This is a genomic window from Limnohabitans sp., from assembly GCF_046052765.1.
GTDB lineage: Bacteria > Pseudomonadota > Gammaproteobacteria > Burkholderiales > Burkholderiaceae_C > Limnohabitans.
Genome location: NZ_JAVLFQ010000022.1, coordinates 1 through 22,584, shown reverse-complemented (window position 1 = coordinate 22,584; position 22,584 = coordinate 1). Strand labels below are relative to the sequence as shown.

The following is a 22,584-nucleotide window of genomic DNA, read 5'->3' as shown; positions in this document are numbered from 1 at the left end:
GTCAAGCCCTGTCCGCTACCCGTTCACCCAACAAGCCCGAAGGCCGCAAGGTCAGCATGATGATCAACACCACAAAAGCAAAAATATCGGCATAGTGGCTGCCAAGTACACCGCCAGTCAGGTCACCGATATAACCCGAGGCAATGGCTTCGATCAGCCCGAGCAAAATCCCGCCGACCACCGCACCGGCCAGGTTGCCAATGCCGCCAAAAACAGCTGCCGTGAATGCTTTGAGACCAGGGAGAAAACCCATGCCATGTTGTACCGTTCCGTAGTTGGAGGCCCACATCACACCGGCGAGTGCCGCCAGCACCGCACCAATGACAAAGGTGGCTGAGATCACCATGTCAGGTTTCACACCCATCAAGGTGGCGACGCGCGGGTTCTCTGCTGTCGCACGCATGGCACGACCCAATCGCGTACCGTTGACCAGCCACATCAATACAGCCAAGGCCATGGCAGTCACGGCCAGAATCAATATTTGTGTGGGCGTGATCACAGCGCCACCGATGGCAATCGGGTCACTGGGCAGCAATGTAGGAAAGGATTTGTAGTTTGGCTTCCAAATCACCATGGCCAATGTTTGCAACAAAATAGACATGCCGATAGCGGTGATCAACGGTGCCAGTTTGGGTGCGCCGCGCAAGGGTCGATACGCAATTTTTTCAATCGCAAAGTTCAGCGCAGCTGCAACCACGCAGGCGCATACCAGCGAAATCAACAACATCAGCCAACCAGGCAAACCGGGGGCGTATTCCTGCAACACGCCGATCACAGTCCAACTGGTCAAGGCCCCGACCATCAGCACTTCACCATGCGCGAAGTTAATCAAATTGATAATGCCGTAAACCATGGTGTAGCCAAGCGCTACCAAGGCATACATGCTGCCCAGTACCAGTCCGTTGATGATTTGTTGCAGCAGGATATCGATATCGATTCTCCCAAGAGGTGGGCGATTGTAGGTAAAAAAAAGCCCTCCACGGCGGGAGGGCTTGCAATATAAACACACCTATGCATCAATCATCGGCATAAATATCCACATCTTTGGTTTCTTTGATGAACAAGCTGCCGATGATGAAGGTCGCACCAGCAATGATGATGGGATACCACAAACCGTTATACATATTGCCGGTTTGCGCCACGATGGCAAACGCAGTGGTAGGCAGCAAACCGCCAAACCAGCCGTTACCGATGTGATAGGGCAAAGACATAGAGGTGTAACGAATGCGGGTTGGGAACATCTCAACCAACATGGCTGCAATAGGTCCATAAACCATGGTCACCAGCAACACCAAATACGTCAGAATGAGAATGACGACAGGTTGATTGATTTTGTTTGGATCGGCCTTGACTGGGTAGCCGGCGTTCTTCAAAGTGGCGCTCAGGTTGGCAGTGATGACCGCGTCCCGGCTTTTCTTTTCATCTGACAGATTCTTTAAAGCGTCTTCGGCTTTTTTCACTGCCTTGGGATCGACCGGGTCTGCAGCCTTAAGGGCTTCCAATTTCTTTTCGGCAGTTTCTTTGGCTGCAGCGACATCTTCTGGCGTTACCACCGTAGAGATGACGGTTTCACCGACCTTGATGATGGCGGGTGTGCCGGGCGCCGCGATTTCATTGGAATAGCTGACCGAGTTACTGGCGAGTTTTTGTTTGGCAATGTCACAAGAAGAGGTGAACTTGACCGTACCTGTGGGGTTGAATTGGAATGAACATTCAGCTGGGTCTGCCACCACCACCACTTTGTTGGTTTGCTGTGCTGCATGCAAATCCGGGTTTGCAGCTTTGGTCAATTGCTCGAACGCAAAGAAATAGCTGAGCACCGCCAGCAAACAACCGAGCATGATGATGGGTTTGCGACCGATTTTATCCGACAAGGCGCCAAACACAATAAAAAACGGCGTACCGATGATCAGCGAGGCTGCCACAAACAGGTTGGCCGTGGGGCCGTCAACTTTGAGAGACTGGGTCAGGAAGAACAATGCGTAGAACTGACCGGTGTACCAGACCACCGCTTGACCTGCTGTCAAGCCAATCAGCGCCAAAATCACGATCTTCAAGTTTTTCCATTGACCGAATGATTCGGACAATGGTGCCTTGGAGGTTTTGCCTTCAGCTTTCATTTTGGTGAAAGCCGGAGACTCGTTCATGGACAAGCGGATGTAAACCGACACTGCCAGCAGCGCAATGGAGACCAGAAAAGGAATGCGCCAGCCCCAGGCTTCAAACGCATCTTCTCCGATGGCTGTACGCGTACCCAAAATCACCAACAGAGAAAGGAACAATCCCAGCGTCGCCGTGGTTTGAATCCAAGAGGTGTAAGCACCGCGCTTGCCGTGCGGGGCGTGCTCTGCCACATAGGTGGCAGCACCGCCGTACTCGCCACCGAGCGCCAAGCCTTGAAGCAAACGCAAGGCGATCAAAATCACTGGGGCCGCAACACCAATGCTGGCATAGCCCGGCAAAATACCGACGATGAACGTCGACAAGCCCATGATCAAGATGGTGACCAAGAAGGTGTATTTGCGACCGATCATGTCACCCAAGCGGCCAAAGAAAATCGCACCAAAAGGTCGAACAATAAAGCCTGCAGCAAACGCTAACAGCGCAAAGATAAAGGCTGAGCCTTGGTCTAATCCACTGAAAAACTGCTTGGCAATGATGGCTGCCAATGACCCGTACAAGTAAAAGTCATACCACTCGAACACTGTACCGAGGGAAGAGGCAAAAATAACTTTCTTTTCTTCCGACGACATGGGTCGGTCTTCATGCACGATGGACATGGTGTCTCCTTAAGGGTTGCCCGCTGAATCGGGGTCTGTCTGTATTTTGGTTGCCACGACTTGCCAGCGACTGACACTAAACTGAACATGGGCTGACAACCCTAGGGCAAACCCTTTGCTCTTGTTTCACTATATGAATTAATCAGCGTTTGCGCTGAATACCAGAAGGGTGCTTGGCCGCATCCTGCCAGTCATTGCTTTGAAACCAAACCTCACCGTCTAAAAATTGTCGCAACATTGGCAGTGCATCTTGGCCCCAAAACAATTCATCTTGCACTCCAATCGTAGGTACACCGAACACACCTTTGGCAATGGCTTGGGCAGTGGCCGCACGTAACTGATCTTTCACTTCTTGGGTCTCGGGCGAGCGGGTCGGTTGGAGCAACGCGGTCAACCCGTTGAGGCGGTCTTTATCAGAAGCTTCCCCTCCGCTACTCCATACATGTTTAAACAACGTCTCACACACATAACGGTTGGGTTGTCCCGCCGCATCACACGCGGTGGCAAGTCTTAATAAACCTAGCGAATTGAACGGATGTGTTTGCGGAATTCGCAGCGCCAAGCCTTGCTGTCTGGCTAACCACAAGGCCTGTCTGTAGGTCCATTCGCGCTTACCCATGATTTCAGCCGGCCCCAGTTGCCCGTGGTGTTGCAACACGGCGCCAAATACAACCGGTTGGTAATTGACTTGATAACTCAAGCCCAAGAGGGTGCGTGGCAATTGGTCAAATGCGAGATAGGCATAAGGACTGATGACGTCGAAATAAAAAGTGAGTTGGTGCATGTCAGCCCTCTTTGAAATGCTTGTCTATCGCCAGACCCAGACGTTGCCAAACAACCAGTTGCTGCTGCGGTGTACTCATACCCCAGCGGGCAATTTCATCAATGCCACGTAAACAGCCATGGCATTCATCCGCATGGTCTTTCATGATGCATACAGACATACATGGCGATACCAATGACTGACCGGCAGGGGTTTGCTGCACTTGCTGCCAGCGCAATTGCAAGTTTCTCCACGGGGTGAGCGGTTCAGACATCTCAGTCCACGCTTAAAGACAATAAAGGCGCGCCTTCTGAGACTTGATCGCCGGGCGCGTACAACAACTCTGCAACAGTACCTGTAAACGGCGCAGCGACTGTGTGTTCCATCTTCATGGCCTCCATCACAGCCAGCGCTTGACCAGCGACCACCTTATCTCCCACAGCGACTGCAAACGATAACAATTTGCCAGGCATAGGCGCGGCCAGATTGCCACCTGCTGCCAAATCTTGCGACTGGTAGGCCAAAGGATTGACCAGTGTCACATTGCAAGCGCCGGCATCAGAAAACACATGCCAGTCCTCACCATGCGCGTACACATGGCACCGCCACGCATGCTTGCCCCATTTCACTTGCAATTGCCCGTCTTCATCATGCCAGCTGAAATCTGCCTCATGGTTTGCGATGTTCAAACGCATGTTGCCCCGCACCTGGAATGTCAGCGCAATGGCATGCTTGTTTTCATTCACTTCAAAAATGTATGACCGGACAGCGCTTCCTTGCATCAACCAGTGATTACACACGGCCCAAGGGTCTGTCCAAGCCACAGCCTCATGTGACTGGGCTCGCAACATGGCCGCCACCACAGACGCTATGCCAATGTCGATAGGCACAGCTTGCTGATGAAAAAGTACGGCCTTTTCACGTTCAATCAGTGCGGTGTCCAGCTGCGCGTTGGCAAATGAATCAGTGCGAATCACACGCCGGATAAAAGCCACATTGTTTTGCACCCCAACGATGTGTAATTGAGCCAAGGCCTGATCCAGCCTGGCCAGTGCCTGCTCACGTGTATCCGCATGAACGATGAGTTTGGCAATCATCGAGTCGTAATAAGGACTGATGCTGTCGCCTGCGCGTACACCGCTGTCGAACCGAACCGGTGCGACGGTGAAATGGCTGGACAACGGTTTGCGCATCACTTGCAAGCTACCAATGGCCGGTAAAAAATCGTTGTCAGGGGTTTCTGCGCAAATGCGTGCCTCAATTGCATGGCCATGCACAGAAACTTGCGCTTGCGTCAAAGGCAAGGGCTCACCGTATGCAATCCGCAATTGCCACTCCACCAAATCCAAACCTGTCACCGCCTCTGTCACAGGATGCTCAACCTGCAAGCGGGTATTCATCTCCATGAAGAAAAAATCCATGTCACGCTCAGACTGCTCGACGATGAATTCCACGGTACCGGCACCGACATAGTTGACAGCTTTGGCTGCAGCGACGGCGGCGGCGCCCATGCGCGCGCGCAAGTCTGCGGTCAAGCCAGGTGCAGGTGATTCCTCCAATACCTTTTGGTGCCTGCGTTGTACCGAACAATCGCGTTCATGCAAATGAATCAGGTTGCCTTGGCTGTCACCAAACACCTGTATTTCTATGTGGCGTGGTCGTTGCACATACTTTTCAATCAACACCGCTTCATTGCCGAAACTGTGGTTGGCTTCGCGTTGACAAGACGCTAAAGCTTCAAGAAAGTCTGCGGCTTGATGAACGATGCGCATGCCTTTGCCGCCACCGCCTGCACTGGCTTTGATCAACACGGGATAGCCAATGCGTTTGGCTTCTTCTACAAGCAATGCAGGTGTTTGGTCTGCCCCGTGGTAGCCGGGGACCAGGGGAACACCTGCTTTTTCCATCAACTGTTTAGAAGCAGCCTTGAGCCCCATGGCTTCAATCGCAGCCACACTCGGACCGATGAACACCAGACCTGCGCTTGCACAGGCGTTGGCGAAATCGGCGTTTTCACTGAGAAAACCATACCCGGGATGCACCGCTTGCGCACCGGTCTGAACAGCCGCATCCAGAATGCGCTGCCACTGTAAATAACTGTCAGCAACAGCAGGCCCACCGATATGCACAGCTTCGTCACAAGCTTGCACATGTGCCGCCAGTGCATCCGCATCAGAGTAAACAGCGACAGTGCGTACCCCCATGCGGGTCGCCGTGGCAGCGACTCGGCATGCGATTTCGCCACGGTTGGCAATCAGTATTTTTCGGAACATGGCATCAATAGCGTTTGGCGACTTCTTCTAGCATCACCTCGGTGGCGCCGCCACCGATGGCCAGCACCCGCGCATCGCGCCACAAACGCTCAATAGGCGCTTCGCGCATATAACCCATTCCGCCCCAGAATTGCAAACAACCGCCGACCACTTCGTTGACCAAATCTCCAGTCAAGGCTTTGAGCATGGACACCTCTTGAACAATGTCGTGATCTTGTGTGACCGACCATGCACAGTGGTACATGAACTGACGTGCCGAGCGGGTTTTGGCATCCAACATGGCAATGCGTTGACGAATGTGCTGCATCTCCCACAGGCTTTTGCCGAACGCCTGACGTTGACGCACGTAGTCCAGCGTGAGTTCAATGGCGCGTTGACAATGCCCAACGGCCATCGCAGCCAATGCAATGCGTTCGGTTTGTAAGTTTTTCATCAAGGCGTAAAAGCCTTTGTCCTGCTCGCCCAACAAAGCTTCAGGGCCCAATCTGACGTTGTCCAACACCAACTCTGCGGTGTCAGAACACAACCACCCGGTTTTATCTAAGGAACGACCGACGCTGAAGCCGGGTGTACCCTTTTCCAAAATGAACATCGACATTTGGTGCTTGCCTGTTCCTGTCTTTGCCGCCACAAAATACACATCGGCATGGACACCGTTGGTGATGTACAGCTTGGTGCCGTTAAGCACCCAAGCATCTCCGTCGCGCTTTGCGGTGCTGCGCATGCCTGACAAATCAGAACCGGCGCCAGGTTCGGTCATGGCAACAGCGCTGATGGTTTCACCTGTGATGATGCGCGGCATGTACTTGGCTTTTTGTGCCGCCGTACCTGCATGGTGTAGATGCGGGCTGGCCATGTCGGTATGCACCAGCACACTGACAATGAATCCGGCAAAGGTCGATTGAGATAGCGCTTCTGCAAACACCAAGTTGGTCAATGCGTCAGCCTCTGCGCCGCCATACTCGCTGTCGTACATCAATCCCAAAAAACCAGCTTCGCCCATTTTGCGCAACACCTCACGCGGCACCTTGCCTGTTTTTTCCCACTCCAATCCATGGGGTTCAACTTCACGCTCCAGAAAACGCGCCATTTGGTCGCGCAAGGTTTGGTGTTCGGGTAAGTGGTAAATATGGTTCATGGCTGTTATCTCAAAAAGTCACATGCGAAAGACACCGAAGCGGGTGTCGGGAATGGGTGCGTTCAAAGACGCGGACAAAGCCAGCGCCAGCACTTGCCGGGTATCGGCTGGATCAATCACGCCGTCGTCCCATAAACGCGCACTGGCGTAATAAGGATGCGACTGGTGAGCAAATTGATCCAGCAATGGTTGTTTGAATGTGGCCTCTTCATCGGCGCTCCAACTGCCGCCCTTGGCTTCAATGCCGTCACGCTTGACCGTAGCGAGCACGCTGGCGGCCTGCTCACCGCCCATGACGCAAATACGCGCATTCGGCCACATCCATAAAAAGCGGGGGTTGAAAGCGCGCCCGCACATGCCGTAGTTACCAGCACCGTAACTGCCACCAATGATGAGGGTGAATTTAGGTACCTGCGCTGTGGCTACTGCGGTGACCATCTTGGCGCCGTGTCGGGCAATGCCCTCGTTTTCGTATTTGCGCCCGACCATGAAACCGGTGATGTTTTGCAAAAACACCAATGGAATTTTTCGCTGACAACACAATTCAATGAAATGCGCACCCTTTTGTGCAGACTCGGAAAACAGCACACCGTTGTTGGCCACAATACCTACCGGCATGCCTTCGATGTGCGCAAAACCACACACCAACGTGCTGCCAAAGCGGGCTTTGAACTCGTGGAACTCGGAGCCGTCCACCACCCGCGCAATGATGTCTCGCACGTCGTAGGGTTTGCGGGTATCCACTGGAATCACGCCGTAAATTTCTTGCGGGTCATACAAAGGTGGTCTTGCGGCAACCACTTCAGTGTCAAATGTTTTGCGGCGGTTCAAGCGTGACACCGCTTGACGCGCCAAAGCCAGTGCATGCGCATCATTGTCTGCGAGATGGTCTGCCACACCGGACAAGCGTGTATGAACATCACCACCGCCTAAATCTTCCGCGCTGACAATCTCACCAATCGCAGCTTTGACCAATGGCGGGCCGCCCAAAAAAATCGTTCCCTGGTTTTTAACAATGATGGTTTCGTCACTCATGGCAGGCACATACGCGCCGCCAGCGGTGCAACTGCCCATGACAACCGCGATTTGCGCAATGCCTTGCGCACTCATATTGGCTTGGTTATAAAAAATACGCCCAAAGTGGTCACGGTCAGGAAATACATCGTCTTGGTTAGGCAGATTGGCACCGCCCGAATCCACCAAATAAATACACGGCAACTGGTTTTGCTGTGCAATTTCCTGTGCACGCAAATGTTTTTTCACCGTCATGGGGTAATACGTGCCTCCTTTGACGGTGGCATCGTTGCACACGATGACGCAATCTACGCCACTGATGCGGCCGATACCTGCGATCACGCCAGCGCCGGGTGCGTCCCCGTTGTACATGCCGTGTGCTGCCAGCGGACTGAATTCCAGAAACGGCGAACCGGGATCGAGCAGCATGGCTACCCGCTCGCGCGGCGGAAATTTGCCGCGCGCCACATGTTTGGCGCGCGCGACCTCGCCTCCCCCTTGAGCGCTCAGCGACATCTGCACCCGCAAATCATCCACCGCGGCTTGCATGGCTTGGGCATTGGCGATGAATGCGGCCGAACGGGTTGACAAGTTGGAGGTGAGAACGCTCATGGCTCAGACCAATTCAAGCGCCATGGCCGTGCCTTCGCCACCACCAATACACAAGGTTGCCAAGCCTTTTTTCAAACCATGCGCTTGTAAGGCATGCAACAAAGTCACGATGATGCGTGCGCCTGAGGCGCCGATGGGGTGGCCTAAGGCGCAGGCACCGCCATTGACGTTGACTATTTCATGGGGCACTTTCAATTCATGCATCAGCGCCATGGGTACCACCGCAAATGCTTCGTTGACTTCCCATAACTGAACATCGCTGACTTTCCATCCGGCCTTGGCCAATGCATGTTGCGTGGCACCTACCGGCGCTGTGGTGAACCATTCGGGTTCTTGTGCAAACGTGGCATGGCTGACCACACGCGCCAATGGCGTGCAACCGAGCTTTTTCGCTGTGCTCTCGCGCATCATGACCAGTGCAGCAGCACCGTCATTGATGGATGAGCTAGAGGCTGCAGTGATAGTGCCGTCTTTTTTGAAAGCAGGCTTGAGGCTGGTGACTTTGTCGAGCTTGACCTTGCCCGGGCCTTCATCCACGCTCACCACGCGTTCACCGCTGCGGTCTTTCACGGTGACACTTGCAATTTCTTTGCTGAATGAGCCGTTCGCCGTGGCATCCTTGGCACGCTGCACACTGGTCATGGCGAAATGGTCTTGCGCTTCGCGAGTGAATGTGTATTTGGCTGCACAGTCTTCACCGAATGTACCCATCGAGCGACCCGCTTCATAGGCATCTTCCAGTCCATCCAGCATCATGTGATCGTAAATTTTGTCATGGCCCATGCGGTAGCCACCTCGCCCTTTCAACATCAGATAAGGTGCATTTGTCATGCTCTCCATACCTCCTGCCACCATCACATCCTGAGAACCTGCACTCAAAATATCGTGCGCAAACATCGCAGCACGCATACCTGAGCCGCACATCTTGGACAAAGTGACAGCACCCGCACTTTTAGGCAAGCCCCCTTTGAATGCCGCCTGACGTGCCGGTGCTTGTCCTTGACCAGCCATCAAACAGTTTCCGAACAACACCTCGGTGACTGCATCTGGTGCAATGCCCGCGCGTGCGACTGCTGCAGCGATAGCGACACCGCCCAAGTCATGGGCTGACAAAGAAGAAAAATCACCCTGAAAACTGCCCATGGGCGTACGTGCGGCACTCACTATCACAACGGGATCTGACATTGACAACTCCTTCAAAAAAATTCAAGTGGATGACTGCATGGCGGCTCTTTGCACCACAAATCGTTTGTCTGCTTCATAAGGGAACACATCGTGCACATGCCCCTGATGGATTTTTTCTTTATGACCTTGCCAAAATCCGGCATCCAATAAATCCGCATGGTGCTTCATGAACACTTCACGCACTGCTGGATTGCCGAGCAAAAAGGGGCCGAAAGTTTCAGGGAACACATCGTGCGGTCCGACGTGATACCAGATTTCACCAGACATTTCATCTTCTTCATTGCGCGGTTGAGGTACCTTGCGGAAATTGCAATCTGTAATGTATTCAATTTCGTCATAGTCATAAAACACCACTTTGCCATGGCGTGTGATGCCAAAGTTTTTCCACAACATATCGCCAGGAAATATATTGGCAGCCACCAGATCTTTGATTGCATTGCCGTATTCGATCACTGCACGCTCCATCTGCGCCTTAGCGCGCGGATCTTGTAAGCCCACGTCAAATGACTCTTGCAGGTAAATATTCAATGGAATCATGCGTCGCTCAATATATGCATGCTTGATCACCACTTCTTGTCTGCCGTTATCTGGCCGGGTATTGATTTCGATTTGACTTGGTGCAAATTTTTGTATTTCTTCAATCAATTCATCTTCAAACCGTTCACGCGGAAACGCCACATTGCTGTACTCCAGTGTGTCTGCCATGCGACCGACGCGGTCGTGTTGTTTCACGAGCAAGTATTTGCCCTGTATTTGTTCACGAGTGGTGTCTTTTTGCGGCGGATAAAAATCTTTGATGACTTTGAAGACAAAAGGAAATGAGGGCTGATCAAACACCAGCATGACCATGCCTTTGATACCGGGAGCAATCCGGAATTTATCGGTGCTGTGACGCTGGTGATAAAGCAAGTCACGGTAAAACAGCGTTTTGCCTTGCTTGGCCAATCCCAGTGCGTTGTAAATCTCGGCACGCGGTTTGCGTGGCATCAGGCTACGCAAAAACTGCACATAAGCCGAAGGAATATCCATGTCAACCAGAAAATACGCACGCGCAAAACTAAACAGCATCAAGAAATCATCTTCACCGAACAAGGCTGCATCGATCACCAATTCGCCTTTGCTGTTGTGCAAGATAGGCAAAGCAAACGGAATCTCATTAAAGCCATTGATCACCTTTCCTACGATGTATGCCGCTTTGTTACGGTAAAACAAGCTGTTTAAAACTTGAATTTGAAAATTAGCACGCAACTTCGAATGGGCCAGACGCTTGCGAACATTGCGCAAAATATCGCCTGCATCTCTTTGCATATCTGCAAACGGACACGTCAGATTAAAGTGTTTAATCACCAGCACAATGGTGTCAGCTAGGTTATCTGCATTCGGATACCAAGCTTGGTAGGTGGGCAAAGCATCAAGCTCATCGCTTTCGATGTACTCTGTACTGACGGCTGGGCGCACAAAAATAAATTCATTTTGAAAATAGCTGCGATCCAGTATTTTCGTGGTCACGGAATTGAAGAAAGTTTCAGCAAGCTCGGGCTGGAAATGGTCGACCAGTAAACCTATGTAATGCAACTTGACTTGCTGCCAAATGTCTGGTGGTTGTTGAGCGGCTTCAAATTCGGACTCGAGTCTGGCTGAGCATTCTTTCACCCGCAGGTCATAAAACTCAATACGCTCTCTTTGCGCACGCTGTTGCCCGTGCCAATCCTGATTTTCAAAACGCTGTTTGGCTTTGGCAGATTCTTGTCGGAACAACTGGTAATGGCGGTTAAAGCCGTCCATCATGGCCTGCGCTATGCCGTAGGCTACCGTTGAGTCAAGTCGTTGTGGAAACATACCGAACCCACATTAAGCGCTTGCGCGCGGATAACGCTTAAAGCCATTGCGAAACACTTCGACCACTTCTTGCGAATTACTCATGGTCACTTGTAAGTCTTTGACAAGCCCGTCTTTCAGTCCATAAACCCAACCATGAACACTGAGTTTTTGTCCGTGTGACCAGGCATCTTGTAAGACATTGGATAACGCGACATTTCCTACTTGTTCGATCACATTCATCTCACACAATACGTCTTCCATTTCTTTGGGCGGCAAATGGTTCAAACGCTGGCGATGTCGCAAATGCACATCCTGCACATGACGCAGCCAGTTGTCAGCCAATCCGATTCGCAAGCCACGTGCTGCGGCCACTACACCGCCACAACCATAGTGCCCCACCACCATGATGTGTTCTACCTTCAGGTGCTCTACGGCAAATTGAATCACTGACAAGGCATTTAAATCTGAATGGACCACCAAATTGGCTACGTTGCGGTGGACAAAAACTTCACCTGGATCCAAGCCGATGATTTCATTGGCAGGCACCCGACTGTCAGAACAACCAATCCATAAATACTTGGGGGATTGTTGCTTGGCAAGCTTTTCAAAAAACCCGGGTCGCTCACGGCTCATGCGATCGGCCCAAGCGCGGTTATTTTGAAACAATTCATCAAGAATGATTGGCATTGCTCAGACCTTGGCTTTCTTGCTGTGTTTAGACATCAATTGTTTGGCTTCTTTTTCATGTTGCTTGACTTCATCCAGGTTGGCCTGAATTTCGCGCATCTGATTTTCAAGTTGCTTTTTATGCTCAGCCAGCACATTGATGAATTTTTCCAACTGGGGTACGGTATCCCTGGGACTGTCGTACATGTCGATAATGTCTTTGGCTTCCATCAATGACAAACCCAGACGCTTGGCACGCAAAGTCAAACGCAAACGGGCTCGCTCTCTGGCACTGTAGACGCGACTTCTTCCGCCCGGACCCAATCTCTCCGGGCGCAATAGCCCCATGTCTTCATAAAAACGAATGGCACGGGTGGTCAAATCAAATTCCTTGGCCAGATCACGGATGCTGAATTGGGTCGCCATGTGGACAGTTTGTTTTAGTTAACGTTTACGTAAACGTCAATTATCAAGCAAAATGGCCGCCTATGAATCCTCAAGAAAAAGAATTGCTATACCCGCTTGGCGACGCCTTGCCAGACCCAGGTTTTCATTTGTCTGTCGCACCAGGCATACGTTGGGTGAGGATGACATTGCCTTTTGCACTCAACCATATCAATTTATGGCTTATTCGTGACAAAGTCGATGGCCTAGACGGTTGGTGCATTGTGGATTGTTGCTTAGACAACCCGACTGCCAGGGCGCAATGGGAACAAGTTTTCACTACATCACTGATGGGCTTGCCTGTGTTGCGTGTCATTGCCACGCATTTACATCCTGACCATTTGGGTTTGGCGCATTGGTTGTGTGAACTTTGGAAAGTGCCTCTGTATATCAGCGCGACGGACTATCACACAGCGCTTACCTTGATCCATACAGCTGCAAAGCATGAAAATCAACAACCGCATCATTTTTTTCGAGCCCACGGCCTTGAGGATGAACTGGTGTTGAATGCATTGACTGAACGCACTTTGCAATTCAATCATATGGTGCCTGCTTTGCCGTCTCAATTTGTACGCTTGATTGACCGCCAAGTTTTATTTATTGGCGATCACCAATGGCATTGCATCAGCGGTTACGGTCATGCCCCAGAACATATTGCATTGCATTGCCCCGAGCTAAATGTGATGATCAGCGGAGACATGGTGTTACCTCGCATCTCCAGCAATATCAGCGTGTTTGATACAGAGCCTTTGGCCAACCCTTTGGGTTTATTCATGCAGTCTTTGCATAAATACAGTCACTTACAGGATGATTGCTTGATACTTCCCTCCCACGGTAAACCATTCATAGGCGTTCACCAGCGCATTAAGCAATTGCTACAACACCACGAAGACAGGCTGAATGATTTGCGCGAACGTTACACAGATGAAGGTATGAATGCCTTTGAAGCTATGGGTATTTTATTTAAACGAGAACTTGATCCTCATCAAACCACATTTGCGCTTGGAGAAGCATTGGCGCATTTGCACTACCTTTGGTACAAGGGCGAGCTACAAAAAACGCGAGATGCAAACGGATGGATTTCTTTCAAACCCATTTCGGTATAGCTTCATCCTTGAGTTCGGCTCTTCTGTGGGCATAGTCAGGTACCACATTGCGCACAGTTTCCCAAAACATGGGGCTGTGATCCATCACTCGCAAATGACTGAGTTCATGTACCACCACATAATCAATGGTTTCCATTTTGAAATGGACCAAGCGCCAGTTCAGACGAATACTTCCGTCCGATGCTGCACTCCCCCATCTGGTGCTTGCGTTACTGAGTGAAAGCTTGCGCCACTGCACACCCAATACAGGCGCAAAATGGTCTAGTCTCTCTATGAACAACTGCTTGGCTTGTTGCATTAACCAAGCTTGAACTGCATCGCGAATTTGCGATGTGTTTGCGTTTTGTGCAACAGCAATTTTCAATACATGCGCTCGTTCTCCATTTTCCAAAATGTCGTTTTTTTCCAGCCTTGCACCGACATCCTTGAACAAATGGCTTGCATCCAGTTTCAACACCACCGACTCACCCAAAAAAGGTAAGCGAGATCCATCACGCCATTCAATGATGGTCGACTGCATATCCTTGTGTCGCTCTTGCATTTCCTGTAATTTACGCAATATCCAGTCGGCTTTTTCTAGTAATGCAGTGTCAATCGCAGCAATACTGACCCAACGCGGCGCACGCACATCCAGTCCATCAGGTCCTACAGACATTCCTATGGTTTGACGTCTGCTGCGTGTCAATCTGTAACCAATGCTGCCTATGGCTAAACGAATGTGGCGGTTAGCGCGAGGGTGTTGAAATTGCGTCGTCGTGTCCATCACGTTGGACATTGACACAGGCGCATGCATTGAATCAGCAGTTGACGTACTTTCTTGCGGTTGTTCAAACCAGTTGAGCGCCAGTTGTACGAATGACCTCATGGCTGTTGAGAGACTTTGTCATAAGCGGCGGGGTCAAGTTGGTGCATCTCATCTTCAATCCATTGCTCAACTTCTGCCATTAATTCATCTGCTTGTCTGCCGTGGCTTGAGATGGCAGGTCCTATGGATACAGTCACCAACCCAGATTTTTTGACAAATGCTTTTCGTGGCCAGCATGTAGCGGAGTTCACTGCAATAGGTATGACCGGTACGCCTGTTTCAATGGCCAAGCGTGCCCCACCTGATTTGTAATTTCCCTTTTGGCCACGTGGGATACGCGTACCTTCTGGAAACATAATGACCCAGATGCCTTTGTTTAATAAATCCTTACCTTGTTGTACGACTTTTTGAAAAGCTTGAGATTTCATTTTCCGATCGATATGGATCATGTCAAGCTGACCAATCGCCCATCCAAAAAAAGGCACAAATAACAACTCTCGCTTGAATACATACGCCAAGTCTTTGGGCATGATGACGGGCATGAGAAATGTCTCATAGGTTGATTGGTGCTTGACCAACAAAATGCATGGCTGATCCAGTGTAGGCAAGTGTTCGCGGCCTTGCACTACATACCGAATTCCCAGGATGTGGCGCGCACCTAGGATCGCCAAAGACAACCAAAACACAGCTATTTTGTACAAGACTCGGCCATTGAATTGGAAAGCAGCTGCACTCAATAACACCACAGCAACTGGCACCACAGTGACCAGCATCCAAAGCATATGAAGTATTGATTTGATCGCAGACATTAATTGCTTTTAGAACCTAACGTATGTTCATGCGTATTTTGAGTAAGCAACCAATCTGCGAAGGCTGACAAGTTGACATGCACTTTGGTGGCTGGCGGGTATGACTCAGGCGGATAACTTTCTATCCAATGTTCACTTTTACCAGTGCACACCAAGTGTGTCATACAACCGACAGCGGCAGCGGCTTGAGCATCCCGTAATGAATCTCCAACTGCATGCACCTGTTCTAACTGAACAGCAAATCGCTCCCCGATTTGTTCAAACAAGCCAGCGTGAGGCTTTCTGCAATGACACATGTCTTGCGGAATATGCGGGCAATAAAAAATGGCATCTACCCGCCCACCTGCTGTTGCAAGCAGTTTGTTCATTTTGTCGTGCATTAAATTTAAAGTGGCCAAATCGAACAATCCCCGTCCCAGACCAGATTGGTTGCTGGCGATCACAATATGCCAACCGGCTTGATACATTCTTGCCATGGCTTCAATAGCGCCGGGTAGCGGCAGCCATTCGTCTGGCGACTTGATGTATTCATCACTGTCTCTGTTGATGGTGCCATCTCTGTCAAGAATAATTAATTTTGAGTTCATCAAACGCCTAAGAAGCAAGCCTTGACAAATCCGCAACCTGATTCATCTGTGCGTGCAGCTTATTCAACAAGCTCAATCGGTTTTGTCTGATGGCTTGATCTTCTGCATTCACCATGACTTCATTGAAGAATGCATCTACCGAATCTCGCAAACCGGCCAGCACAGTCAAGTTGGCTTTGTAATCGCCGGCGTTAAAACATGTATCTGCCTTTTCAGCTATGTTGATTAATTGGGTATACAAATCTTGTTCTGCTTTTTCAATCAACAAAGATTGATTGACTTCAGCATTTATAAAGTCTGAACTCTTTTTCAAAATATTGGATATGCGTTTATTGGCAGCAGCCAAGGCTTCGCTGGCGGGCAAAAGAGAGAATTGTGCAACAGCTTCTAAACGTTCTCTGACATGACTCCAGGTATTCAACTTCACTGATTCCATGACTGCCGAGACATGGCTAGGGATCACGTCTTCAGACTCTAGTAAATTCGCCACACGCTCAAGAAAAAATTGTTCTAACTTACTTTTGTCAAACTCCGCAATCGTTTGCTTTTCAAAACTGCTTGCGCAAATATCTATCAGTTGTTGAATACTGATGGGTATTTTTTTATCTATCAGCATTCTGATCACGCCTAATGCATGTCTGCGCAATGCAAACGGGTCTTTGTCGCCTGTAGGCAAATTTCCAATGCCGAACATTCCCACGAGGGTTTCCATTTTGTCAGCCATTGCCACGACAAGACCCACCATGCTCATCGGCAGTTGGTCACCAGCAAACCTCGGTTTGTAATGGTCTTCAATGGCTTGCGCGACGTCGGGTGCAACGCCATCATTTCTAGCATAGTAAGCACCCATGATGCCTTGCAATTCCGGGAACTCACCCACCATGTCTGTCAACAAATCTGCTTTTGACAATCGTGCTGCAGTCGATGCTTTCAAAGCCAATTGCGCATCACCCACTATAGATGCCAGTTGATGTGCTACCGTGGTTACACGCTGCATTCTTTGTAACTGGTTACCTAATTTGTGATGGTAGACCACTTTTTCTAATCCATTGATGCGAGATTCAAGCGTTTTCTTGCAGTCTTGCTCATAAAAGAATTTCGCATCCGCCAGTCGCGGTCGAACCACACGTTCATTACCTGTTTTGACTGCAGACATGTCTTTGGCGGAAATATTGCTCACCACCATAAAGTGGTTGGTCAATGTGCCATTGCTGTTCAGTACAGGAAAGTATTTTTGATTGGTTTTCATTGTCAAAATCAAGCATTCCTGAGGTACCTTCAAGAACTGCTCTTCAAAATGGCAAGAAATGACATTGGGACGTTCTACCAAGGCGGTGACTTCATCCAACAAACTAGGATCTATCTCGCAATGAAAATCATGGCCTAAGCTTGCCGTGACGGACTTCAACTGAAGGACTATATTGGCTCTTCTTTTTTCATAAGAAGCGACCACAGCACCATTTTTTAAGAGGTCTTCTTCATAACTGTCGGCAGTATGTATGTGAACCGGTGTGGTTAGTGCTTCAAATCGATGGCCTAAGGTAGTAGCAGTTGCGTTCAATCCTAGCGCTGTGATGTGAATAATCTGGTCACCATGCATAGCCACCAGACCATGCGCTGGTCGTACAAAACTGACTGTGCTCCAACCTGGCATTTCACAATGTTCATGAAGTTGGTACTGCATGAGTTTAGGTATGGGTAATTTAGCCAAAGCTTGTTCAACTGCTTTTTGCAAACCGTGTTGCAAACTCACCCCTTTGGCTGTGTATTCGTATTGCAATATTCCATCAGACGTACGCTTGAGACCAGCCACCAATTTTGAGGAATCAGATGTGTCTACGCCCAATGCCTGCAATTTTTTTATCAGAGCAGGTGTTGCATTTGCATTCGCATCCAATCCCACACTGGCGGGCATCAATTTTTGTTGCAGTACTTTGTCATTTGCGTTTGCACGAACATCTTTAATCCAGACCGCCATTCTTCGAGGAGTCGCGTATGTTTGAACACATTCCTCTATTTTTAATTGCCCATCAACCAGGTCTTGTTCCGTCAAACTCAACCATAGTTTTGCCGCAAAATTGTGACTCAGCAAATCTAAGGATTTAGGCGGTAATTCTTCGACCAACAGTTCCACCAATAAATTTTGTGTGTTCATGATGCAGTTTTCTCTTTCAGTGCATCTTGAACCCATGCGTTGGGCGCCATTGGAAAACCAAGTCGTTCTCTGCTTTCAAAGTAACTTTGCGCTACGCTGCGGGCTAAATTTCTGATGCGCCCTATATAGGCAGCCCGCTCAGTCACACTGATAGCGCCACGGGCATCTAATAAATTAAATGAATGTGCCGTTTTGAGAATCTGTTCATAGGCGGGCAATGCAAGCGCTTGTGTCATTAAATATTGTGCTTGCTTTTCATGCGAGGCAAATGCGGTGAAAAGAAATTCAGCGTCGCTGTGTTCAAAGTTATAAGCGGATTGTTCTTTTTCATTTTGCAAATACACATCGCCGTAACTGAGATCTTGTGTCCACTTCAAATCATATACATTGTCAACACCTTGTAAATACATTGCCAGACGTTCTAAACCATATGTGATTTCGCCTGTGATGGGTTTGCAATTGATACCCCCTACTTGCTGGAAATAGGTGAATTGCGTGACCTCCATACCGTTGAGCCATACTTCCCAGCCTAATCCCCAAGCGCCCAATGTTGGATTTTCCCAATCATCCTCGACGAACCTGATGTCATTTTTATTTAAATCAAAACCAAGCGCTTTCAATGATCCTAAATATAAATCCAGAATATTGGCTGGTGCTGGTTTGAGCACTACTTGATATTGGTAATAGTGTTGCAATCGGTTAGGATTTTCTCCATATCTGCCATCCTTGGGTCTTCTAGAAGGTTGAACATATGCTGCTTTCCAAGGTTCTGGACCAATTGCTCTTAAGAATGTCGCCGTATGTGATGTACCAGCACCAACCTCCATGTCATAGGGCTGTAACAAGGCGCATCCTTGAGCATCCCAGTAGTTTTGCAATTGGAGAATCATTTGTTGAAATGTCAGCATGTTTTCATTTTACCGATTCACTGAATAAATTAAATCTCTTGATCAATAGGGCCGACAACATCACACAGGATGTAAGTATCCATAAAGGCATCAACCCCCACTTACCTGCCCAGCGTGCAAAAAAGGTAATTTCTTTTTGAGTTGCTGGAATATGCCCTGTTAATTTACCTCGAACATAGGGCGAGAGTTGACTGACTATTTCTCCATTGGCCGCAATGATGGCGGTGCCACCTGAATTGGTGGCACGTAGGGTGGGTCGTTTAAATTCTAAACTTCTCATGCGTGCAATATCTACATGTTGCCCCACCACACTTGTATCCCCAAACCATCCAATATTGCTTATATTGACAAAAAGTGTCGGTGCGTTTTCTTCTTCTTTAAACCTGACAGCTAAATCTTCACCAAACAAATCTTCGTAACAAATAGTCATGGCCATTCTCTGTCCATTCCAATGAAACAAGGCTTGGTTGATATCCCCTTTGTTGAAATCGCCAAAGTCTACGTTCATTAATCTTGTAAACCATCTCAATATGTTTGGCGTGAATTCTCCAAACGGTACCAAATGGTACTTGTCATACTGTAATTCTTGGTTAAATCCAATGCCTATGGCTGAGTTTCCATAGCCTTTGAGTTCATCTTTGGTGGGTATTCCTATGATGGCTACTTTGTTTTCTAATTCAGTTGATTCTCTCAAGACAGTCCAAAATTCTTTAGGCAATTCTTCTTTTATATAGGGAATAGCTGTTTCTGGCATGACAACAAGATTTGTTTCATTGGCTTTTAATTCAGTCAAATACCACTTTACTGCGTCCTGTCTAGCAATATTGAATTTTTCGTCTTGCTTAATGTTTCCCTGTAAAAGCGTAACGGAGATGTCTGTGTCTTTGACTTCTGCTGTCAATGTCGAATTGATAATGGGGTAAAGCGCCATTGCCAAGGAAAAAATCAATATTATTTTGATTTTTCCTTGATACTCCCATAGCAAGGCACTGATTACCGCCGACAAAAATCCCACACCATATACACCCAACCAAGGTGCAGCTAAAGAGAGCGAGGTATCTACTTGCGCATAGCCAATGGCAGCCCAAGGAAAACCTGTCCACCACTGTGCTCTGGCTAATTCTGCGAAGGTCCAGCAGGCTGCAAAAACCCAAGCTCTCCCGATTTTTGGAATATACCTGTAGGTGCTAATCAATACATATACCGTCGCTGTGTAGTAACTTGCCAGTCCGCCACATAAAAGAAGCAATGCCACAACAGTTAACACAGGATGCAGTCCGCCGAATTGATGCATAGCTATGTATAACCACCAAACCGATCCAACTAACCAGAGTGTCGTAAATACCCAAGTTAAAAAAAATTTATTTTTTACTTTGTTGTCAGTGATCACCGCATAGAGTATGGTCAGCCCAAGGATCTGAATGAATCCATTTGCATAAGAAGACCACAAACGATTGGCTGCAGTGGCCATGAGCAAGGCCCCAAACAGAATGCTCAGTCTGTTGTCTGCGAACAGTAGTTTTGAAGCGGTACTCAATTTCCTATTTTTTTAACACGGTACCACTTAACAACCCCGCTTTTAGAATGCATGACTTCAAAACGCCATCCTTTGATATCGAAATGTTCTCCCTTGGTTGGAACATGTCCCATCAGATGCGCAATCAGTCCTCCGATAGTTTCAAATTGTTCTTCATCATCGCTCAATAATTCAATTTGAAAATATTGATTGAATTTTTCTAATGTGGTGTGCCCTGCTATGCGGTATGTTTTGTCAACCAAACTGAATATGTCGCCGCCGTCCTCTTCAGTGTCAAATTCATCTTCAATTTCACCGACAATTTCTTCCAGTACATCTTCAAATGTGACCAATCCAGAGATTCTTCCAAATTCATCCACCACCATCGCCATATGGTTTCTATTTTTTTTAAAGTCTTTCAATAAATCTACTAAATTTTTAGTTTCTGGCACAAAGACCGCTGTTCTTAAAAATACTTTTAAATTGATTTCTGGTGCTCTCTGCCATTTCAGCAAATCTTTGCTCATCAAAATACCAATGATATTTTCTTTATCATTTTCATAAACAGGGTATCTTGAATGGCCAATATCTATGATTTTGTCCATCATTTCGTCAATGGGCATTTCAATATTGATCAAATCCATCTTGGGTGCTGCAATCATAATTTCTGCCACATGCATTTGACTGATTTTCATCACCCCCTCAAACATGATTTGACTTTCATGTCCTACCAAGCCTTTTTTGCCAGCCAATTTAATAATTTCTATCAATTGATCCCTGCTGTTGACTGGGCTTAAGAATTTTTCGACGATTAACCTCATCCAACTACTCTGGATAAATTTTTCATAGATAGATTTTTGTTTGTGGTTCACAATTAGATTTTATTTACACTATGCTATTAATAGCTTTGTTTTTAAATTCAATCATGTTGCCATCTGGTTTTATTTTTGTTCAACGTGACTGGTTGTCTTCCAACAGTTTACTCATATCTGATCAGAATTCTGCATTTTTGTTCGACTCAGGCTATGTTACACATGCAAATCAGCTTTTATTGATTCTTAATCAACACCTTAATGGTCAATGCCTGGATGTTTTAATCAATACGCATTTGCACAGCGACCATTGTGGAGGCAATGCGCTTTTGCAATCTCATTTTCCCGATCTTCAGGTACATGTTCCAGAATCACAGTTTTATATCGCCAACACTTGGGATGAATCAGAACTGACTTTTTCTATCACAGGTCAAACTTGCAACCAATTTAGTCCTACACATGGAATCCAATCTGGGGATTCTTTGACCATATGCGGTTTGGAATGGTTGGTATATTCATCGCCTGGCCACGACAATGATTCTTTGATTTTTTTTCAGCCAGACAATCGAATATTGATTTCAGCAGATGCACTTTGGGAAGAAGGAACATCAGTTATCTTTCCAGAGTTTGTGGGCGGCATTGGTTTTGATAACGTAGCTGCTACTTATGATTTGATTGAGTCTCTCAATCCTGCCATGGTTTTACCTGGCCACGGCCCTTTGTTTGTCGACACCCAAAAGGCGCTAGATTTTTCCAGAAAACGTTTGGAACAATTTCATAAAACTCCGAAACTACATGCGCTTTACGCTGCAAAAGTCCTGATTAAATTCAAAATGATGGAATTGCAACAATGTGAGTACAGTTACCTTTTAAACTGGTGTTCTGATTCTCATTTGCTAACCTCTATTCATGAAAAATATTTTGATGCAGAGTTTGTCCATTGGGTAATAGAAGTTATTGATCAACTTTTATTTAAAAAAGCTTTGGTCAAGAACAACCATATTATTTTTAATTCCTAGCGAAGTAAGTTTCCCAAAAAACAAAAAGCCCGATTCTTTCGAATCGGGCTTTCTGAGGCTGTAATAGCCTGACAATGTCCTACTTTCACACGGGGATCCGCACTATCATCGGCGCTGACGCGTTTCACTGTCCTGTTCGGGATGGGAAGGAGTGGTACCACGTCGCTATGG

20 protein-coding genes and 1 rRNA gene are annotated in these 22,584 nt (G+C 48.1%); 2 read left to right on the top strand and 19 right to left on the bottom strand.

The features are described from left to right. Nucleotide 1: 1 nt before the first annotated feature. The 11 genes from AC9UG7_RS01930 to AC9UG7_RS01880 all read right to left on the bottom strand — a co-directional run bounded on the left by AC9UG7_RS01930 (nt 2) and on the right by AC9UG7_RS01880 (nt 12,678). On the bottom strand, nt 2-931 hold the full coding sequence (locus AC9UG7_RS01930; protein WP_509583577.1) for a branched-chain amino acid ABC transporter permease: 930 nt from the start codon (nt 929-931) through the stop codon (nt 2-4). An 85-nt stretch (nt 932-1,016) separates the two neighbouring features. Continuing rightward, nucleotides 1,017-2,780, bottom strand: a complete 1,764-nt coding sequence (locus AC9UG7_RS01925) for an MFS transporter (protein WP_509583549.1) — start codon at nt 2,778-2,780, stop codon at nt 1,017-1,019. A gap of 142 nt (nt 2,781-2,922) precedes the next feature. Next, nucleotides 2,923-3,564 carry a 2-hydroxychromene-2-carboxylate isomerase gene (locus tag AC9UG7_RS01920; protein WP_509583547.1) on the bottom strand — a complete coding sequence of 214 codons (642 nt, stop codon included), beginning with the start codon at nt 3,562-3,564 and terminating at the stop codon, nt 2,923-2,925. Between the two features lies 1 nt (nt 3,565). Next, nucleotides 3,566-3,817: a DUF1289 domain-containing protein gene (locus AC9UG7_RS01915; protein ID WP_509583545.1), complete on the bottom strand. Its 252-nt coding sequence runs from the start codon at nt 3,815-3,817 to the stop codon at nt 3,566-3,568. Nucleotide 3,818: 1 nt separating this feature from the next. Beyond that, complete coding sequence (locus AC9UG7_RS01910) at nt 3,819-5,816, bottom strand: acetyl/propionyl/methylcrotonyl-CoA carboxylase subunit alpha (protein WP_509583543.1); 1,998 nt, start codon at nt 5,814-5,816, stop codon at nt 3,819-3,821. 4 nt (nt 5,817-5,820) lie between these two features. Further along, a complete protein-coding gene (locus AC9UG7_RS01905) occupies nt 5,821-6,954 on the bottom strand; it encodes an acyl-CoA dehydrogenase family protein (RefSeq protein ID WP_509583541.1) in 1,134 nt (377 codons plus the stop codon). A gap of 18 nt (nt 6,955-6,972) precedes the next feature. Beyond that, nucleotides 6,973-8,580, bottom strand: a complete 1,608-nt coding sequence (locus tag AC9UG7_RS01900; RefSeq protein ID WP_509583539.1) for a carboxyl transferase domain-containing protein — start codon at nt 8,578-8,580, stop codon at nt 6,973-6,975. A 3-nt stretch (nt 8,581-8,583) separates the two neighbouring features. Continuing rightward, nucleotides 8,584-9,765: an acetyl-CoA C-acyltransferase gene (locus tag AC9UG7_RS01895; protein WP_509583537.1), complete on the bottom strand. Its 1,182-nt coding sequence runs from the start codon at nt 9,763-9,765 to the stop codon at nt 8,584-8,586. Nucleotides 9,766-9,786: 21 nt separating this feature from the next. Then, entirely contained in the window at nt 9,787-11,604 is a 1,818-nt protein-coding gene (aceK, locus tag AC9UG7_RS01890) for a bifunctional isocitrate dehydrogenase kinase/phosphatase (protein WP_509583535.1), read from the bottom strand. Between the two features lie 12 nt (nt 11,605-11,616). Beyond that, a complete protein-coding gene (gene can, locus AC9UG7_RS01885; protein WP_509583533.1) occupies nt 11,617-12,273 on the bottom strand; it encodes a carbonate dehydratase in 657 nt (218 codons plus the stop codon). 3 nt (nt 12,274-12,276) lie between these two features. Further along, entirely contained in the window at nt 12,277-12,678 is a 402-nt protein-coding gene (locus tag AC9UG7_RS01880) for a MerR family transcriptional regulator (protein WP_509583531.1), read from the bottom strand. 62 nt (nt 12,679-12,740) lie between these two features. On the opposite strand from AC9UG7_RS01880, the gene AC9UG7_RS01875 reads away from it, so the two are divergent. Next, nucleotides 12,741-13,802 (top strand): MBL fold metallo-hydrolase, encoded by a 1,062-nt coding sequence (locus tag AC9UG7_RS01875; protein WP_509583529.1) that lies wholly within the window; start codon nt 12,741-12,743, stop codon nt 13,800-13,802. Here the strand turns inward: AC9UG7_RS01875 and AC9UG7_RS01870 are convergent. The 7 genes from AC9UG7_RS01870 to AC9UG7_RS01840 form a co-directional block, all read right to left on the bottom strand. After that, nucleotides 13,783-14,667, bottom strand: a complete 885-nt coding sequence (locus AC9UG7_RS01870) for a M48 family metallopeptidase (RefSeq protein ID WP_509583527.1) — start codon at nt 14,665-14,667, stop codon at nt 13,783-13,785. The two genes, AC9UG7_RS01875 and AC9UG7_RS01870, sit on opposite strands and share 20 nt — an antisense overlap. Further along, nucleotides 14,664-15,416: a lysophospholipid acyltransferase family protein gene (locus AC9UG7_RS01865; protein ID WP_509583526.1), complete on the bottom strand. Its 753-nt coding sequence runs from the start codon at nt 15,414-15,416 to the stop codon at nt 14,664-14,666. Before AC9UG7_RS01865 ends, AC9UG7_RS01870 begins: the two co-directional genes overlap by 4 nt. Further along, complete coding sequence (gene gmhB / locus AC9UG7_RS01860; protein WP_509583524.1) at nt 15,416-16,003, bottom strand: D-glycero-beta-D-manno-heptose 1,7-bisphosphate 7-phosphatase; 588 nt, start codon at nt 16,001-16,003, stop codon at nt 15,416-15,418. Before gmhB ends, AC9UG7_RS01865 begins: the two co-directional genes overlap by 1 nt. A gap of 7 nt (nt 16,004-16,010) precedes the next feature. Beyond that, a complete protein-coding gene (glyS, locus tag AC9UG7_RS01855; protein WP_509583522.1) occupies nt 16,011-18,158 on the bottom strand; it encodes a glycine--tRNA ligase subunit beta in 2,148 nt (715 codons plus the stop codon). Next, nucleotides 18,155-19,066 (bottom strand): glycine--tRNA ligase subunit alpha, encoded by a 912-nt coding sequence (gene glyQ / locus AC9UG7_RS01850; RefSeq protein WP_509583520.1) that lies wholly within the window; start codon nt 19,064-19,066, stop codon nt 18,155-18,157. The genes glyS and glyQ overlap by 4 nt, the downstream gene beginning before the upstream one ends. Before the next feature lie 4 nt (nt 19,067-19,070). After that, nucleotides 19,071-20,537, bottom strand: a complete 1,467-nt coding sequence (lnt, locus tag AC9UG7_RS01845; RefSeq protein ID WP_509583518.1) for an apolipoprotein N-acyltransferase — start codon at nt 20,535-20,537, stop codon at nt 19,071-19,073. Between the two features lie 62 nt (nt 20,538-20,599). Continuing rightward, nucleotides 20,600-21,454, bottom strand: coding sequence for a CorC family transporter (locus tag AC9UG7_RS01840; RefSeq protein WP_509583516.1), 855 nt, complete (start codon nt 21,452-21,454; stop codon nt 20,600-20,602). A gap of 53 nt (nt 21,455-21,507) precedes the next feature. Here AC9UG7_RS01840 and AC9UG7_RS01835 point away from each other — a divergent pair, with 53 nt between their 5' ends. Next, a complete protein-coding gene (locus tag AC9UG7_RS01835) occupies nt 21,508-22,413 on the top strand; it encodes an MBL fold metallo-hydrolase (protein ID WP_509583514.1) in 906 nt (301 codons plus the stop codon). A 66-nt stretch (nt 22,414-22,479) separates the two neighbouring features. Here AC9UG7_RS01835 and rrf read toward each other — a convergent pair. Beyond that, nucleotides 22,480-22,584, bottom strand: a 5S ribosomal RNA gene (gene rrf / locus AC9UG7_RS01830); the annotation flags it as partial.